Below are 16,947 nucleotides of genomic sequence, written 5' to 3' on the forward strand. Positions count from 1 at the left end.
CCGGCCCGCCCGGCCCGCCGGCGCCCCCCCCCCGCGGGGGTCCTACCCCGCCCCCCGCCAGGGGTGTTGTGTGTTAGGGGTGCTAATAACCCGCCTTACCACTCACGACAGGCGGGCGAGCGGGAGCCGGACCGTGAACGTCGTCCGGCCCGGCACCGAGGACACCGCCACGGTGCCGCCGTGCGCGGTGACCAAGGACTGGACCACCGACAGCCCCAGCCCGGTGCCGCCGTTGCCGCGGGTGCGGGAGTCGTCCACCCGGAAGAACCGGTCGAAGATCCGCTCCTGGTCCGCCGGGGCGATGCCGGGCCCGCTGTCGGTGACCTCCACCACGGCGAAACCCCCCGAAGCCGCCACCGAGACGTGCACCGATGTCCCGGGTGGGGTGTGCACAGCCGCATTGGCCAGCAGGTTGTCCAGCACCTGCCGCAGCCGCACCGGATCGGCGTCCACGAAGGCCGCCGACAGCGCCGAGGTCAGCGGGTGGTCGGGCCGGCCGGCGGCGAACGCGTCCGCCGCGTCCCCGGCCAGCTCGGCCAGGTCGACGCGCTCGGGCCGCAGCGGCGTCTCGGCCGCCCGCGCGTCGAGCCGGGCCAGCAGCAGCAGGTCGTCGACGAGCACGGTCATCCGGGCCGTCTCCTCGCGGATCTTCGCCAGGTGCGCCTCGCGCTCGGCCGGCTCGTTCGCCGCCGCGTAGCGGAAGAGGTCGGCGTACCCGCGGATCGACGTCAGCGGCGTGCGCAGTTCGTGCGAGGCGTCCGCGACGAACCGGCGCAGCCGCTCGGTGGCCTCGGTCTTCGCGGCCAGTGACGTGTCGATGTGGGCCAGCATCACGTTGAACGCCGTCCGCAGCTCTTCGACTTCGGCGCCGCCGCCGGTGCCCGCCGCCCGCACCGGCAGGTCCGGGTCGGCGGTGAGGTCGTGGGAGGCGATGTCGTGCGCGGTGCCGGCCATGTCGGCCAGCGGGCGCAGGCCGCGGCGCAGCACCAGCCGTCCCACGACCACCAGCACGCCCAGCGCGAGCGCGAACGCCCCGACCTCGACCCCGATCAGCTGCCGGACCGTGGCGTCGAGGTCCTGCTGCGGCGCGGCGGACAGCAGCACCGAATCGGGGTCCACCGGGCAGGCGCGCACCCGGTACGGGCCGTCGTCGTGCAGGTAGACGGTGCGGGTGACGTCGCCGTTCACCGCTTCGGCGGCGATCTTCGCCAGCTGCTTGGCGTCGCCGGGCAGCCGTCCGCCCGGCTCGGGGACGGCGATCCCGCCCTGGACCTGGTACAGCGCCGAGTACCACGAGTACACCGACTGCGGCGAGCCGTGCGTTTCGCGCAGCAGCGGCAGCTGGGTGTTCTGGCTCTTGGACAGCTGTTCGTCGAGCCGCCGGTCGAGGTAGTCGTGCATGATCCCGACCGTGGTGACGCCGACGGCCGCGAACACGACCAGCGCGAGCGCGCCGAGGCCGAGGGTGATGCGGGTGCCGAGGCGGGTGCGTTGCCACGCCCCGTACCACCGGCGGACCGCGCGCGTCACCGGTGGGCCTGCCGCACGACGTACCCGACGCCGCGCACGGTGTGGATCAGCGGTTCGCCGTCACCCGCGTCCACTTTGCGCCGCAGGTGCGAAATGACCAGTTCCACCACGTTGGACCGGCCGCCGAAGTCGTATTCCCAGACGTGGTCGAGGATCTGCGCCTTGGTCAGCACCGCGGGCGAGCGACGCATCAGGTAGCGCAGCAGCTCGTACTCGGTCGGCGTCAGCTCGGCCGAGACGTCGCCGCGGCGGACCTCGCGGGTGTCCTCGTCCAGGGTCAGGTCACCGACCCGCAGCACGGCGCCGCGCGCTTCGGGCCGGTTCGCGACGCCGGCGCTGCGCCGCAGCACCGCCCGCAGCCGCGCCATCAGCTCCTCGACGGAGAACGGTTTCACCAGGTAGTCGTCACCCCCGCGGGTGAGCCCGGCGATCCGGTCGGCCGTCGCGTCCTTGGCCGTGAGGAAGACCACGGGCACCGCGTTGCCGCCGCCGCGCAGGCGGTCGAGCACGGTGAAGCCGTCGAGGTCGGGCAGCATCAGGTCGAGCACGACGATGTCCGGCCCGAACTCCGCGGCCCGGGTCAGCGCCGCCTGGCCGGTCCCGGCCGTGACCGCCTGCCAGCCCTCGTACCGGGCGACGGTGGCGACGAGGTCGGCGATGTGCGGCTCGTCGTCGACGACGAGCAGGCGCACGGGATCGGGGGTCTGCACCACTGCATCATCTCCCGGCGCGCGCCGATCGGCGTGCCCGGAGGACCCGCCGACAGTATTCCGACAGTCGGGGCAAAGCCTCCCCACAGGCTCGGTGCCGACGCTAGCCTTGTGAACCGAATCAAAGGGGGATCCGTGTGAGCACCATGACGCAGACCGTCGAGGCCGCGCGCCCGGCGATCCGCCCCCGGATCGCCGCGAAATCCGGCCTCTTCCTCTTCCTCGGCGCCAATGTGGCCGCCGTCACCGTCCTGTTCGTGCAGGCCGGGGTTTCGCAGAACGTGCTGATCACGATCGGCAGGCTGGCCGGCCTCTACGGCGCGCTGGCGATGGCGTTCCAGTTGCTGCTGGTGGCCCGGTTGCCCTGGCTGGACCGCCGGCTCGGGATGGACCGGCTGACCACCTGGCACCGGTGGACCGGCTTCACGCTCCTGTGGACCCTGCTGGCGCACCTGGTGTTCATCACCATGGGCTATGCCGAGGTTTCGGACAAAGGCGTCGTCGACGAACTGGTCGAAATGGCCAACACGCTCGAAGGCATCCTGCGGGCACTGGTCGCCTTCGCCGTGATCCTCGTCGTCGGCGCCGTTTCGGCGAAGTTCGCGCGCAAGCGGCTCGCCTACGAGACGTGGCACTTCATCCACCTCTACACCTACGCCGCGGTGCTGCTCGCGTTCACCCACCAGATCGCGCTGGGCCAGTCGTTCGCCGGCACGGAAGCGGCGAAGGCGTACTGGTGGACGCTCTGGCTCGGGGCCGGGGCCGCCGTGCTCGCCGGGCGCGTCGTGCTGCCGCTGTGGCGGAACCTGCGTCACCAGCTGCGTGTCACGGCGGTGGTTTCCGAATCCCCGGACGTCGTTTCGGTGTACATGTCCGGCAGGCACCTGGACAAGCTGCCGGCCAAGGCGGGGCAGTTCTTCCTGTGGCGGTTCCTGACCAAGGACCGTTGGTGGCAGGCCAATCCGTTCTCGCTGTCGGCCGCGCCGGACGGCCGTTCCCTGCGGCTGACGGCGAAAGCGCTCGGCGAGTCGAGCGCCGGGCTGCGCAACCTGCCCATCGGGACGCGCGTGTTCGCCGAGGGCCCGTACGGCGCGTTCACGACGATCCACCAGCGGCGGCCCGACGCGCTGCTGGTGGCGGGCGGGGTCGGGATCACGCCGATCCGCGCGCTGCTGGAGGACATCGACGGCCACGTCGTGGTGCTCTACCGCGTCCGCAATCAGGCCGACGCCGTGCTGCTGCCGGAACTGAACGAGCTGGCCAAGGCGCGCGGCGCCGTAGTCAACGTGCTCACCGGGCCGGACCAGGCGGTGGGCCCGCGCGGCGTGCTGCTCGGGCCGGCGAACCTGCACATGATGGTGCCGGACGTGCACGAGCGGGACGTGTTCGTCTGCGGCCCGCCGGGGATGACTTCGGCCGTGCTGCGCAGCCTGCGCGAGCTGCGCGTGCCGAACTCCCAGGTCCACGCCGAACGCTTCAGTCTCGCGGCCTAGGGGAACGTTGTGAAGAAGACCATCTTCGTCGTCGCGCTGTCGATCGCCGGGTTCATCGCGGTCTGGCGGTTCGAACCCGGACCGGTGCAGAACACCGCCGCCGCCCAGCCACCGCCCGCGATCACCGCACCACCGCTTTCCACGGCGCCGTCGGCGACACCCTCGGCACCGTCCTCTTCGGACAACAAGGCGCCTGGACCGTCCACTTCGGACCCGGCGGGCGGGGTGGTGACCACGCAGGGCACCGCGGAGTCCAGTGTGTACGGGATCGTGCAGGTCCAGGTGACGTTCTCCGGCAGCCGTCTCACCGCGATCACGCTGCTGCAGGCCCCGGACCACGGGCGGGCGGTCACCGCGCTGCCGAAGCTGCAGGAGGCGGCGATGCAGGCGCAGAGCGCGAACATCGACACGGTGACCGGCGCGACCGAGACGAGCGAGTCGTACAAGACGTCGCTGCAGGCCGCGATCGACGCGCGGGGCAAGAGATGACCACTCGCGTCGAACAGGTGATGGGCCTGCCGATCTCCCTCGACCTGCGGGACGACGGGGACTTCGCGGAGGTCGTCGACGACGTCTTCGCGTGGTTCCGGGACGTCGACGCGCGGTTCAGCCCGTTCAAGGAGGACAGCGAGGTCAGCCGGTACGACCGCGGCGAGCTGACGGCCGCGGAACTCAGCGACGACCTCCTGGAGGTGCTGGAGCTCTGCGCGTACTACGAGCAGCTCTCCGGCGGTGCGTTCCGCGCGCGGCTGCCCGGGCGGGGCCTCGACCCGTGCGCGGTCGTCAAGGGCTGGGCGGTGCAGCGCGCGGCCGACATGCTCAAGGCCGAGGGCGCGGGGACGTTCTGCCTCAACGCCGGCGGCGACGTCGTCACGGCGGGCGAACCGGAGCCGGGCCGGCCGTGGCGGGTCGGGGTGCGCCACCCCGAGCAGCCCCTGGCGGTGTGCGCGGTGCTGGAGTCGCGCAACGGCGCGATCGCGACGTCGGCGGCGTACGAGCGCGGCTCCCACATCCTCGACGGCCGTTCGGGAACGCCGGCGACCGGCCTGATGAGCGTCACCGTGGTGGCCGGCGACCTGGTGACGGCGGACGCGCTGGCCACGGCGGCGTTCGCGATGGGCGCGGAGGGCATCACCTGGGCGGCCGACCGGCCGGACTGCGAGATCCTCATCGTCGACGACAGCCGCCGCGTGCACCGCACGGCGGGGCTGGCGCTGGCGTCGTAAATCGGTTCGCCCTCGCGACGCGGCTGGGCCAGACTCGACGGCATCCGACTTCGAGGAGTGCCATGCCGTCGTCCGTGCTGAACGTCTCCGTCGACTGTGCCGACCCGTACACGTTGTGCCAGTTCTGGAGCCAGGTCACCGGAAAGCCGATCCCGGACACCGACCAGCCCGGCGACGACGAGGTGGGCTTCGAACTGAACGACGGCACGACGCTGCTGTTCCTGCGCGTGCCCGAACCGAAGACGGTGAAGAACCGCCTGCACCTGTGCCTGCAGCCGGACATCCCGCGCGACGAGGAGGTCGCGCGGCTCCTCGGCCTCGGCGCGACGATGTTCGACGACCGCCGCAACCCGGACGGCACGGGCTGGGCGGTCCTCGCCGACCCGGAGGGCAACGAGTTCTGCGTGCTGCGCAGCGCCGCCGAGCGCGCGGCGACGGCCGATTGAGAACCGCTGAATAGGGTGGCTTCATGGCACGTCCCCTGATCGCCGTCGCCACGCTGGGCGGCACCATCTCGATGGCCCCGGGCGACGGCGACGGCGGCGCCGTCCCGCGGTTCGGCGCGGCCGAACTGCTCGGCGGCCTCGGCGACCTGCCGATGGACGTCCTGGCCGAGACGCTGGCCGGGATCGGCAGCGCGTCGCTGGACTTCGCGACCCTGCGGCGCTGCCGCGACTGGGGCCTGCGCCAGGACGCCGACGGCTTCGTCGTCGTCCAGGGCACCGACACCCTGGAGGAAACGGCGTACTTCCTGGACCTGCACTGGCCGTCGGAGACGCCGGTGGTCGTCACCGGGGCGATGCGCAACGCCGGCCTGTTCAGCCCGGACGGCCCGGCGAACCTGCGCAACGCGCTGACCGTCGCGGCCGACCCGCGCAGCCGTGGCCGGGGAGTCCTGGTCACGCTCAACGACGACGTCCACGCGGCACGCTGGGTGCGGAAGGCGCATTCGAGTCACCTGGACGCGTTCTCCTCGGCCCCGGCGGGACCGCTGGGCATGGTCGTCGAGCACGCGGTGCACTGGTTCCACCCGTCGCCGCCGCGGCTGCCGTCCCTGTCCGGGGACGACTTCGGCGGCCTGGTCCCGATCGTGGAAGCTGGTCTGGACGACTCGGGCGCCTTTCTGGAGCACGCCGCCGCGCAGCCGGACGTGCGCGGCGTGGTGGTCGCGGCGACCGGCGTGGGGCACGTGTCGTCCGGCATGGCCGACGTGATCGCGCGGTTGGTGCCGTCGCTGCCGGTGGTCGTCGCGTCGCGGACGGGCGCGGGCCCGACGCTGCGCTCGACGTACGGCTTCCACGGCTCGGAGTCGAGCCTGATCGCGATGGGCGCGACCATGGCGGGCTGGCTCGACGCGCGGAAGTCGCGGATCCTGCTGCACGCCCTGCTGGCGTCCGGTGCCGGCCGGTCCCGGATCGAGCGGGAGTTCCGGGCGCGCGGCGACCTGGACTGATCAGTCCGGGATCGGGCCCTCGACCGGGTCCAGGTGGTACGGGCGCATCGCGCGGCCGGCGTCGCGGTAGACGTGGACGGAGATCGCCGGGTCGGGGCCGTCGTTGCGGACCTCGTGCACGTACCCGGGTCCGAAGACCCGCGACTGCCCCGCGGACAGCGCGTGCAGTTCGGTGACCGCGCGGCCGTCCGGCGCGCGGCGCGCCACGGCTTCGGTCAGGTGGCCGCCGACCACGGTGAACGCGCCGCTGGCGAACGCGTGGTCGTGCAGGTCGGTGCGCTGGCCGGGCAGCCAGCTCATCAGCCACACCTCCTGCTGCTCGTCCTTCGACACCAGCGTCGCGAAGCGCTCGTCGGGGTCGTAGCGCAGCAGGTGGCGCCAGCGGTCGCGGTCGGCGGCGACCTCGAGGGCGACGCGCACGGGGTGGCGCAGCGCGGGGTTTTCGGGACGCAGCAGGGTGTTGTCCGGAACGGCGAACATGAGGGTCCTCACGGGAAAGAAAAGGGTGTCGAGCTGGGCCGGGGCTGGGTTCACCGACAACAGCGACACGCGCGCACACACGAGTGGAGGCTCAGGCGGCCCCGCGACTCGGACATGGCGTACGCGAACATGCGACCAGCGTCGCAGCCGCGTCCTTCCCGGTCAAGCCGTCCCACGGATCAGGACCATTCGTGTTTCTGGGACCGTCCGAGCAGCTCCGCGCCGGCCTGGCGGGGGTCGACGCCTTCGTGGCAGACGCGGTGCATGGCGTCGGTGATCGGCATGTCGACCCCGAGGCTCACGGCGAGCGCCCGGATCGACGAGCACGACATGACGCCCTCGGCGACCTGCCCGCCGGCGGCCGCCTGCGCCTGTTCGAGGGTCTCCCCGCGGCCGAGGCGCTCGCCGAAGGTGCGGTTGCGCGAAAGCGGCGACGAGCAGGTCGCGACCAGATCGCCGACCCCGGCGAGCCCGGCGAAGGTCAGCGGGTCGGCGCCCAGTTTCGCGCCGAGCCGGGCCATTTCGGCGAGGCCGCGGGTGATGAGCGTCGCCATCGTGTTGGTGCCGAGGCCGAGGCCCGCGGCCATCCCGGTGCTGAGCGCGATGACGTTCTTGCAGGCGCCGCCGAGCTCGCAGCCGACGACGTCGGTGTTGGTGTAGGGGCGGAAGTAGGAGTTGGCGCAGGCCCGCTGGATCGCGACGGCGCGTTCGTGGTCGGCGCAGGCGAGCACCGAGGCCGACGGCTGCCCGGCGGCGATCTCCTTGGCCAGGTTCGGCCCGGTCACGACGACGACCTCATCGGGTTCGATCCCGACGATCTCGCCGATCACCTCGCTCATCCGCTTGAGCGTGCCGAGCTCGACGCCCTTGGCCAGGCTGACCAGGATGGCGTCCTTCGGCAGCAGGCCGCGCCACGCCGTCAGGTTGGCCCGCAGGCTCTGGCTGGGCACGGCCAGGACGACGGCTTCGGCGCTTTTCGTCGCTTCCGCGGGGTCGCTGGTGGCGGTGACGGTCGCGGGCAGGGTCACGCCGGGCAGGTAGGCGCTGTTGGTGTGCCGCTCCCGGATGTCTTCGGCGACCTGCTCGCGGCGCGCCCACACGGTGACGTCCCGGCCGGCGTCGCCGAGCACCTTGGCGAAGGCGGTGCCCCACGAGCCGGCCCCGAGCACGGTGACCCGCTGCACGTCGGCGCGCATCAGGCGGGGTCTTCCGGCTTTGCGGCGGGCGGTTCCTCGTGCCGGATCTCGGCGAGGAGCCGGGTCACCTCGTCCATCATGACCTTGGTGACCTCGCGGAGTTTCGTGGCGCTGCGGGTGTTGCCGCCGCGGTAGGCGGACAGGTCGATCGGGTCGCCGACGGAGTGGGTGATCGTCTTGCGCGGGAACGGCGTGAACTTCTTCGTGTAGCCGTTGAAGATCTGGCTGGTGCCCCACCGGGCGACGGGGATGATGGGCACGTCGTTCTGCAGCGCGAGCCGCGCGGCGCCGGTGAAGGACTCCTTCGGCCAGCCGGCCGGGTCCTTGGTGATGGTGCCCTCGGGGTAGATGACGACGATCTTGCCGTCTTCGAGGGCCTGGTGGGCAGCCTTGAGACTGTCCCCGGCGGCGGCCGACCCCCGCGAGACGGGGATCTGCCCGGACCCGCCGACGATCGGGCCGAGGACCGGAGCGCGCAGCAGGCTCTCCTTGAAGAGGAACCGGGGAACCCGCTTCTGCCGGTGCACGAAGACGGCGTCGACGGCGGGATCGAGGTGCGAGATGTGGTTCATGACGAGCAGAGCCGGCCCTTGCCGCGGAATCTTCTCGGCCCCGACGTAGACCCGCCGCGCAATACCGGTGAGCGGGTAGAACAGTACGGCGGCGAACCCCACCCAGAAGCCGCCCTTCTCACGCCGGGCCACGATGTCCTCCTAGCTCACGTCACATCCGGGGGTTGATCCTGCCGCGCCGGGTCCGGTCCGGTCCAGGGAGGGTCGGTTCGGTGGGTTGTCGGCCAGGCCGGGGGTGCTTTTCGGGGGTGCTTGCCGGGGTGGGCCGAGCCAAGCCGGGCCGTGCCGTGCCGGGTCGACCCGAGCCGAGCCGCCGGGCCGAGCCGAGCCGCCGGGCCGAGCCGAGCCGCCGGGCCGACCCGGGCCGAGCCGGGCCGGGCCGGGCCGGGCCGAGTCGACCCGAGCCGAGCCGCCGGGCCGAGCCGAGCCGCCGGGCCGAGCCGGGCCGAGCCGGGCCGACCCGGGCCGAGCCGGGCCGACCCGGGCCGAGCCGGGCCGGGCCGGGCCGAGCCGGGCCGACCCGGGCCGACCCGGGCCGAGCCGGGCTGGGCTGGGCTGGGCTGGGTTATGCCGAGCCGTGCCGCCCCCCGGCGAGGGTCGGCTCAGCCTGGCCCCGGGCCGCCAACGCACAGCCCGCCCTTCCGCGGCCAGAGCCCGGCACAGTCTGTTGGTGCGGGGTCCCCGAGGCCCGCAAGCCTCGCCGCCTCGCCGAGGCTCGGGCCGGTTCCAGCGAGCTCATCGCCTGGGCAGGAAGCACCCGCCCCACCGAGCCCGCCAATCAGCTCGGTGCCCACCACCCCGAAGCCTGAATTGTCACTACGGACGGTGGTACCGCGTCAAGGCGGGAAAGCGTGCCTTGACCCGGCACCACCGTCCGCGTGCTGGCTTCGGATCGGGGTGGCGGGGCAGGACTGGGCGGGGTGCAAGTCCGGCGTCAACGTCCCCTTCCGGCCACTGAGGTCTTTCCTGCTGGGCTCCGGCTTCGCCGGAGCCCAGCAGGAAAGGTGCGGCTGCTCTCGGGCGGCGTCGCCCGCCCCCACCCGACAGACCCCGCTCTCAGCCCCACCCCGCGCAATTCTGTCCACAACCCTCGTCGCCTGTGGACAACCCACCCCACCGGGCCACGCCCGCTCCGGCTTTCGGGTAAAGATGGACATGTGGACGTGGACCTGGTCGTACCCCTCAAGCACCCCCGCGATGGCAAGTCGCGGCTGCGTGGTGCCGTTGAACCCGCCCACCATCCCGGCCTGGTCCTCGCCTTCGCCAAAGACACGCTCGCCGCCGTCACCTCCAGTGCTCGGGTTCGGCGGGTGCTGGTTGTCGCCGCTGATCCGGGGGCCGTTGCCGAGCTGGCCGAGCTCGGTGTCGAGGTCGTCGGCGAACCCGATGAAAAGAGCCTCAACGCCGCCTTCCGGTACGGCGAAGCCCTGCTCAAAGCCGACGATCCCGGCGCCGCCGTCGGTGCACTCCAAGCCGACCTCCCCGCCCTGCGCGCCGGCGACCTCACCGCCGCCCTGGCCGAAGCCGAAGCCCAGGCCGCAACCGCAGCCCAGGCCGCAACCACCACCACGGCCGAAGCCGCAGCCCGAACCGCAGCCGGACCCGCCGGCAAACGAGCCTTCGTCGCCGATCGCCAGAGCACCGGCACCACCCTCCTGCTCGCCGCCCCCGGGGCCGCCCTCGATCCCCGGTTCGGGCCCGGCTCGGCCCGGCTGCACGCCGCCTCCGGGGCCGTCCCCCTGCTCGGGGCCCTGCCGACCCTGCGCAGTGATGTCGACACCCCGGATGATCTCGCTCACGTCCGGGCCCTGGGTGTCGGGAAACACACCTCGGTCTACCGCGCCGAGCTGTTCATCTGACCTTCACCGCGGTCTGCGCAATTCCGCCTGACGTAGTGAAGAATGGGGGCCGTGAGCACAGACGACGGCGGCACGCCCGCACCGCGGAGGCGACGGAACCCGGCCAGCGAATCTTCGGAGACGGCGAAGAAGAGCACCACCGCCAAGAAGGTGCCGTCCAAGTCCACCGCGCGCGACACCGCCGCCCGTGCCACCGCCGGCAAGGCGAGAACCCGCAAGACCACGTCGCCCGCAGCCACCCCGGCCACGACGCGGCGCCGCAGCGCCACGCAGGGCAACGCCCGCAACGCCGAGGAGTTCCGGGCCGTGCCCTCGGCGCCGCCGGCGGTCACCGTCGCGCCGACCGCCGTCGAGACGCTGCCCGACGACCGGTACTTCAACCGCGAACTCTCGTGGCAGGACTTCAACGCCCGCGTGCTCGCGCTGGCCGAGGACGAGTCGCAGCCGCTGCTCGAGCGGGCGAAGTTCCTCGCCATCTTCGCGTCCAATCTGGACGAGTTCTACATGGTCCGCGTCGCCGGCCTGAAGCGCCGCGACGAGACCGGCCTGCTGGTCCGCAGCGCCGACGGCCTCACCCCGCGCGAGCAGCTCGGCTACATCGCCAAGCGCAACCAGGACCTCGTCGAGCGGCAGACCGGCGCCTTCGAGAAGCACCTGCGCCCGCAGCTGGCCGAGGAGGACATCCACATCGTCGGCTGGGCCGACCTGGCCGGCGCCGACCAGCTCCGGCTGTCCAGCTACTTCTCCGAGCAGATCTTCCCGGTCCTGACGCCGCTGGCCGTCGACCCGGCGCACCCGTTCCCGTACATTTCGGGCCTTTCGCTCAACCTCGCCGTGACGGTCCGCGACCCCGAAGGCGGCACCGAGCGCTTCGCCCGGGTCAAGGTGCCGAGCAACGTGCCGCGCCTGATGCGCGTCGAGACCGAGCGCACCAGCCGGACCGCGACCTTCCTGCCCCTCGAAGAGCTCATCGCCGCGCACCTGGGCGAGCTGTTCACCGGCATGGACGTCACCGAGCACCACGTCTTCCGCGTCACCCGCAACGCCGACTTCGAGGTCGACGAAGACCGCGACGAGGATCTCCTCCAGGCCCTCGAACGCGAACTGGCGCAGCGCCGGTTCGGCCCGCCGGTGCGCCTCGAGGTCGCGCAGGACATGAGCGAGCACATGCTCGAGCTGCTGCTGCGCGAGCTGGACGTCGACCCGGCAGACGTCGTCGAGGTGCCCGGGCTGCTCGACCTGACCTGCCTGCACCAGCTGTCCGCTGTGGACCGCAAGGAGCTGAAGGACCGGCCGTTCGTGCCGGCGACGCACCCGGCGTTCGGCGAGCGCGAGACGCCGAAGAGCGTGTTCGCGACGCTGCGCGAGGGCGACGTACTGGTGCACCACCCGTACGACTCGTTCTCGACCAGCGTGCAGCGGTTCATCGAGCAGGCGGCCGCCGACTCGAAGGTCCTCGCGATCAAGCAGACCCTGTACCGGACCTCGGGTGACTCCCCGATCGTCGACGCCCTGATCGACGCCGCGGAGGCGGGCAAGCAGGTCGTCGCGCTGGTGGAGATCAAGGCGCGGTTCGACGAGCAGGCCAACATCACCTGGGCGCGGACGCTGGAGCGCGCGGGCGTGCACGTCGTGTACGGCCTGGTCGGGCTGAAGACACACTGCAAGGTGTCGATGATCGTCCGCCAGGAGGGCTCGACCATCCGCCGCTACTGCCACATCGGCACCGGCAACTACAACCCGAAGACAGCGCGGCTCTACGAGGACATCGGCCTGTTCACCGCCGACCCGAGCATCGGCGCCGACGTCACCGACCTGTTCAACGTCCTGACCGGCTACTCCCGCCAGGACACCTACCGGACGATCCTCACCTCGCCGCACGGCATCCGCCGCGGCATCGTGCGGGCGATCGGCGAGGAGATCGAGCTGGCGCGGGCCGGGCAGGACGCCGGGATCCGGATCAAGTGCAACTCGCTGGTCGACGAGCAGGTCATCGACGCGCTCTACCACGCGTCGCAGGCCGGGGTGCCGGTCGAGATCGTGGTGCGCGGGATCTGCACGCTCAAGCCCGGCGTCGAAGGGCTGTCGGAGAACATCCACGTCCGCTCGATCCTCGGCCGGTTCCTGGAGCATTCGCGGATCTTCAACTTCCGCGCCGGCGGCACGCACTGGATCGGCAGCGCGGACATGATGCACCGCAACCTCGACCGGCGGATCGAGGCGCTGGTGCGGGTCAAGGACCCGAAGCTGACCGCGCAGCTCGACAACATCTTCGACTCGGCCCTGGACCCGGCGACGCGCTGCTGGGTGCTGACCGCGAGCGGCGAGTGGTCGCCGTTCCCCGCCGACGGCTCGCGCGTGCGCGACCACCAGTTGGAGCTGGCGAAGCTGCACGGAGCCGCCGGATGACCCAGGAGGTCCGGGCGGCCGGCGCGGTACTGTGGCGCCTCGCCGGGGGCGTGACCGAGGTCGCGCTGGTGCACCGCCCGCGTTACGACGACTGGTCGTTCCCGAAGGGGAAGCTCGACCAGGGCGAGACGATCGCCGAGGCCGCGGTGCGGGAAGTCCGGGAGGAGACCGGGTTCACCGCCGTCCTGGGCCGCTACCTGGTCCGGTCGGCGTACCCGGTGCCCGCCCGGAACGGCTCCGGGACGGTGCCGAAGACGGTCGACTACTTCGCCGCGGAAGCGGTTTCCGGCGAGTTCGCGGCGAACGACGAGGTCGACGAGCTGCGCTGGCTGGACTCGACGGCGGCGGAAAAGCTGCTGACGCGCCCGGAGGACGTCCGGGTGCTGCGGGCGTTCTGCGAGCTCCCGGTGGGCCTGACGACGCTGCTGCTGGTGCGGCACGCCAAGGCGGGCAAGCGCGACGAGTGGTCCGGCGACGACGACCTCCGGCCCCTGTCGGAAGCGGGTCAGCGCCAGGCGGCGGCGCTGCGCCGGGTGCTGTCGCTGTTCGGCCCGGACCGGGTGCTCTCGGCCCCGCGGCTGCGGTGCGTGCAGACGGTCCACGGGGTGGCGGAGGACGTCCCGGCGGAGGTCCGCCACGAGCCGCTGTTCTCGGAAGAGGGCTACTGGCCGGACCCGGTCCTGGGCGTGGCACGCCTGCTGGCCGTGGCCGGCGACGGCGGGACGCCGGTGGTGTGCAGCCAGGGTGGCGTGATCCCGGACCTGGTGAGCGCGCTGGCCGACCGGGACGGAGTCGAGGTCTCGGCCGCGCGCGGCGGCGTGGTGCCGAGCAAGAAGGGCTCGTTCTGGGTGCTGTCGTTCCGCGCGCCGACGGACTCCGAAGGCCCGGTGCTCCTGGCCGCGGACTACCACCCGAGCGCCCTCCCGGCCCCCTCCCCCAGCCACTCCTGAGGCGGCGCACCCCCGCTGTCACGACGAGACAGCGGCGTGACAGTCGATCTTGGTGTACTTGTCCCGGGTCCCGCTGGGCTGCGCCGGGCTAGGGGTACGGCGCATCCCCGGGCGAGGGGGTTTCTGTCGGCACCGTGGCCAGCAGGGCCTGGACCTCCGCGGCGCGGGGGTCGCCGAGGCGCTGGCTGACGGTCAGCGCCTCGGCCCAGTGGCCGCCCGCCTCGTGCGCGCGGCCGGTGCGGTGCTTGAGCCGGCCGAGGGTGATCTGGACGTCGATCGTGCCGTAGTCGGCGTTCAGCTCCTTCAGTTCGGCGAGCGCGTCGAGCCCGGCGCGTTCCGCTTCTTCGTGCCGGCCGGCTCCTTCGAGGGCTTCGGCGACGTTTCCGAGCGCGAGCGCCGCGTGGTAGCGGTCGCCGAGTTCCGCGAAGGCTTCGTGGGCGGACTGGGCGGCTTCGGCCGCGTGGTCGTAGTCGCGGAGGCCGATGCGGCTGGCGCTGACGTTGAGCAGCGCGTGCGGCACGAACGTGCGCTGGCCGTGGTCGCGCGCGAGGTGGACGGCCTTGAGGGCGTAGCGCTCGGCTTCGGCGTATTCGGCGCGGACGTAGTAGGCGCCGGCGAGGTTGGACAGGATCGCGACCGTCAGCGCGGTGCCGTCGCCGCCCTCGGACGCCGCCCGCGCTTCCTCCAGCGCCTCGATCGCCTTGTCGGGCTGGAGGGTGCGCAGGTAGGCCGAGCCGAGGTTGTTGGCGCTGTACTGGAGGCCCATGCCGTCGCCGGCGTCCCGGGTGGCGGCGACGGCCGCGCGGGCGGTGGTGATCCAGTCGTCGCGGTCGTGGCGCTCGGCGAAGAACCCGCGCAGGAGCCACGCGAGTTTCCACGCGTGCGCGGTCCAGCCGTGCTCGGCGGCGACGCCGACGAGCGCGGTGAGGGCCTGGCGTTCGGTGGTGTACCAGGCGATCGTCTGCTCGTGCTGCGCGAAGCGGACGGCGGGCACCGGCGGCGGGTCGAGCGTGATGTCCTCGGTGAGCAGGTCCGGGCGGACCAGTTTGTTCGCCTCGGCGACGCTGGCGAGGTACCAGTCGACGAGCCGGCGCAGCGCCGCCGCGCGTTCGGCTTCGGTCGTCTCGGACTCGACGAGCTCGCCCGCGTAGACGCGCAGCAGGTCGTGGAACTGGTAGCGGTCGGTGCCCGGCTGGTTGAGCAGGTGGGCCGCGGCGAGCTGGTCGGCGAGTTCCCGCGCTTCCCGCAGGTCGGCGCCGGCCAGCGCGGCGGCCGAGGCCAGGCTGAACCCGAGGCCGGGGTGCAGGCCGAGCAGCCGGAAGAAGCGCGCCGCGGCCGGGCGCAGTGCCTTGTAGGACCAGGAGAACGCGGCCCGCAGATCGGTGCCGGCGTCCTGCGGGTCGCGGAGGGTGTCGAGCCGCAGCCGCTGGTCGCGCAGTTCTTCGACGATTCCGGCGAGCGAGACGCCGGAGAACCGGGACGCGCGTTCTCCGGCCAGCGCCAGGGCCAGCGGCAGGCGGCCGCAGAGCTGGACGAGTTCGGCGACGGCGTCGGGTTCGGCGGCGAGGCGCTGCGGCCCGACGCTGCCGGCGAGCAGCGCGGCCGCGTCGCGGTCGTCGAAGGACCGCAGGGCGATGCGGCGGGCGCCGTCCCGGGCGACGAGGCCGCGCAGCTGGTTGCGGCTGGTCACCACGACGAGGTTCCCGGACCCGGGCAGGAGTGGGCGGACCTGGTCGGCGTCGCGGGCGTTGTCGAGCAGCATGAGGGTGCGGCTGCCGGCCAGCCTGCTGCGCAGCAGCGCCGAGCGTTCCTCCACAGTGGAGGGCAGCGTCTCGGCCGGGACGCCGAGGGCGCGCAGGAAGCCGGCCAGCGCGGCGCCGGGCGTGACCGGGGTGTCGGCGGAGTGGCCGCGCAGGTCGAGGAACAGCTGGCCGCCGGGGAAGCGCTCGCGGACGCGGTGGGACCAGTGCACGGCCAGCGACGTCTTGCCGACGCCGGCGGTGCCTTCGATGACGACGATGCCGGAGCCGTCCCCGGGCGGCAGCCGGTCGAGTTCGGCGAGTTCGGGGCCGCGGCCGGTGAAGCCGGCGACGTCGAAGGGCAGTTGCCGCGGAACGGTGTGGACGGCCGGATCGGCGTCGGCGGCGAGCAGTTCGGCGTGCAGGCGGCGGAGGTCTTCGCCGGGTTCGACGCCCAGTTCGTCGGCCAGCAACGCCCGCAGCCCGGCGTAGCGGGCGAGCGCTTCGGCGCGGCGCCCGGACCGGGCGAGGGTGCGCACCAGCCGTTCCCACAACGACTCCCGCAGCGGGTGCTGGGCGACGAGGTCGGTGAGTTCGGCGACGAGCCGCGCATCGGGGACGAGCCCGGTGTCGAGGTCGATCCGCTGTTCGACGGCGAAGAGGTACCGCTCGGTCAGCAGCGGCCCCCATTCGGCGGCCAGCGCCGGAGAGCCGACCCCTTCGAGCGGAACACCCCACCCGTCGAGGGCGGCGGCGAGCAGTTCCCGGCGGCGGGCGGGTTCCGCCGCGGCGGCGGCCTGGTCGAGCAGCTGGAGGAAGCGCAGGGCGTCCACCCGGGACGGGTCGACGACCAGCCGGTACCCGTCCGGTTCGGTGACGACGGTGTCTTCGCCGCAGAGCCGGCGCAGGCGCATGACGTAGGTCTGCAGGCTGCCCCGGATGTGCGCGGGAGGGGTCTCGCCCCAGACGCCCCGGGCGAGGGCATCGATGGAGACGAGCCGCCCGGCGGCGAGCGCGAGCGTGGCGAGCAGGGCGCGCTGGCGGGAACTGGTCAGCACGACCGGCGAACCGTCGACGAGCACTTGGAACGGGCCGAGCAGCCGGATGTCGATGGTGGTTCGCCCCCAGGTTCGCCTCGCCCACGGCCGGCCCCGCCGGACGCGGGCCCGAGGAACGCAGCGTGGCATCACTCGGCCGGGCGCTCAAGCAACTTCGCAAAATTGGACGGAACCGGTCCCGGCGCCGACCGTTGCACCGACGCAGGCGGTGGGTGACTTCCCATCCGTCCCGCGGAGTCGGTGGGACGCCCGGCGGGGATCGGTTGCGGGGC

At 72.8% G+C, this 16,947-nt stretch carries 14 protein-coding genes; 8 read left to right on the forward strand and 6 right to left on the reverse strand.

From position 1 onward, the window contains the following. Window positions 1–102 precede the first annotated feature (102 nt). Complete coding sequence (locus ACWEF6_RS03660; protein WP_449681487.1) at window positions 103–1,530, reverse strand: sensor histidine kinase; 1,428 nt, start codon at window positions 1,528–1,530, stop codon at window positions 103–105. Beyond that, complete coding sequence (locus ACWEF6_RS03665) at window positions 1,527–2,240, reverse strand: response regulator transcription factor (protein WP_449681642.1); 714 nt, start codon at window positions 2,238–2,240, stop codon at window positions 1,527–1,529. The genes ACWEF6_RS03660 and ACWEF6_RS03665 overlap by 4 nt, the downstream gene beginning before the upstream one ends. A 146-nt stretch (window positions 2,241–2,386) precedes the next feature. Between ACWEF6_RS03665 and ACWEF6_RS03670 the strand changes: the two genes are divergently transcribed. The 5 genes from ACWEF6_RS03670 to ACWEF6_RS03690 all read left to right on the forward strand — a co-directional run bounded on the left by ACWEF6_RS03670 (window position 2,387) and on the right by ACWEF6_RS03690 (window position 6,412). Beyond that, window positions 2,387–3,733 (forward strand): ferredoxin reductase family protein, encoded by a 1,347-nt coding sequence (locus ACWEF6_RS03670; protein ID WP_449681643.1) that lies wholly within the window; start codon window positions 2,387–2,389, stop codon window positions 3,731–3,733. 9 nt (window positions 3,734–3,742) lie between these two features. Continuing rightward, window positions 3,743–4,222 carry an FMN-binding protein gene (locus tag ACWEF6_RS03675; RefSeq protein ID WP_449681488.1) on the forward strand — a complete coding sequence of 160 codons (480 nt, stop codon included), beginning with the start codon at window positions 3,743–3,745 and terminating at the stop codon, window positions 4,220–4,222. Further along, window positions 4,219–4,959, forward strand: a complete 741-nt coding sequence (locus ACWEF6_RS03680) for an FAD:protein FMN transferase (RefSeq protein WP_449681489.1) — start codon at window positions 4,219–4,221, stop codon at window positions 4,957–4,959. The genes ACWEF6_RS03675 and ACWEF6_RS03680 overlap by 4 nt, the downstream gene beginning before the upstream one ends. 62 nt (window positions 4,960–5,021) lie before the next feature. Next, on the forward strand, window positions 5,022–5,405 hold the full coding sequence (locus ACWEF6_RS03685; RefSeq protein WP_449681490.1) for a VOC family protein: 384 nt from the start codon (window positions 5,022–5,024) through the stop codon (window positions 5,403–5,405). Between the two features lie 23 nt (window positions 5,406–5,428). Then, entirely contained in the window at window positions 5,429–6,412 is a 984-nt protein-coding gene (locus ACWEF6_RS03690) for an asparaginase (RefSeq protein WP_449681491.1), read from the forward strand. On the opposite strand, the gene ACWEF6_RS03695 is transcribed toward ACWEF6_RS03690, so the two are convergent. The 3 genes from ACWEF6_RS03695 to ACWEF6_RS03705 form a co-directional block, all read right to left on the reverse strand. Further along, window positions 6,413–6,892, reverse strand: a complete 480-nt coding sequence (locus ACWEF6_RS03695) for a cysteine dioxygenase (RefSeq protein WP_310974639.1) — start codon at window positions 6,890–6,892, stop codon at window positions 6,413–6,415. A 179-nt stretch (window positions 6,893–7,071) separates the two neighbouring features. Continuing rightward, the gene (locus ACWEF6_RS03700; RefSeq protein WP_449681492.1) at window positions 7,072–8,088 is read right to left on the reverse strand and encodes an NAD(P)H-dependent glycerol-3-phosphate dehydrogenase; all 1,017 of its coding nucleotides are present in this window, start codon (window positions 8,086–8,088) and stop codon (window positions 7,072–7,074) included. Next, window positions 8,088–8,792, reverse strand: coding sequence for a lysophospholipid acyltransferase family protein (locus ACWEF6_RS03705; RefSeq protein ID WP_449681493.1), 705 nt, complete (start codon window positions 8,790–8,792; stop codon window positions 8,088–8,090). Before ACWEF6_RS03705 ends, ACWEF6_RS03700 begins: the two co-directional genes overlap by 1 nt. Before the next feature lie 1,025 nt (window positions 8,793–9,817). Here ACWEF6_RS03705 and ACWEF6_RS03710 point away from each other — a divergent pair. Genes ACWEF6_RS03710 through ACWEF6_RS03720 form a run of 3 tightly spaced genes read left to right on the forward strand, consistent with a single transcriptional unit; the run spans window position 9,818 to window position 13,878 of the window. Further along, complete coding sequence (locus ACWEF6_RS03710) at window positions 9,818–10,519, forward strand: 2-phospho-L-lactate guanylyltransferase (RefSeq protein ID WP_449681494.1); 702 nt, start codon at window positions 9,818–9,820, stop codon at window positions 10,517–10,519. 42 nt (window positions 10,520–10,561) lie between these two features. Further along, entirely contained in the window at window positions 10,562–12,928 is a 2,367-nt protein-coding gene (locus ACWEF6_RS03715) for an RNA degradosome polyphosphate kinase (protein ID WP_449681495.1), read from the forward strand. Beyond that, complete coding sequence (locus ACWEF6_RS03720) at window positions 12,925–13,878, forward strand: NUDIX hydrolase (RefSeq protein ID WP_449681496.1); 954 nt, start codon at window positions 12,925–12,927, stop codon at window positions 13,876–13,878. Before ACWEF6_RS03715 ends, ACWEF6_RS03720 begins: the two co-directional genes overlap by 4 nt. A gap of 88 nt (window positions 13,879–13,966) precedes the next feature. Here the strand turns inward: ACWEF6_RS03720 and ACWEF6_RS03725 are convergent, their stop codons facing one another. Next, the gene (locus ACWEF6_RS03725; protein ID WP_449681497.1) at window positions 13,967–16,675 is read right to left on the reverse strand and encodes a BTAD domain-containing putative transcriptional regulator; all 2,709 of its coding nucleotides are present in this window, start codon (window positions 16,673–16,675) and stop codon (window positions 13,967–13,969) included. Window positions 16,676–16,947 lie beyond the last annotated feature (272 nt).

This window comes from Amycolatopsis sp. NPDC004772 (genome assembly GCF_053601215.1).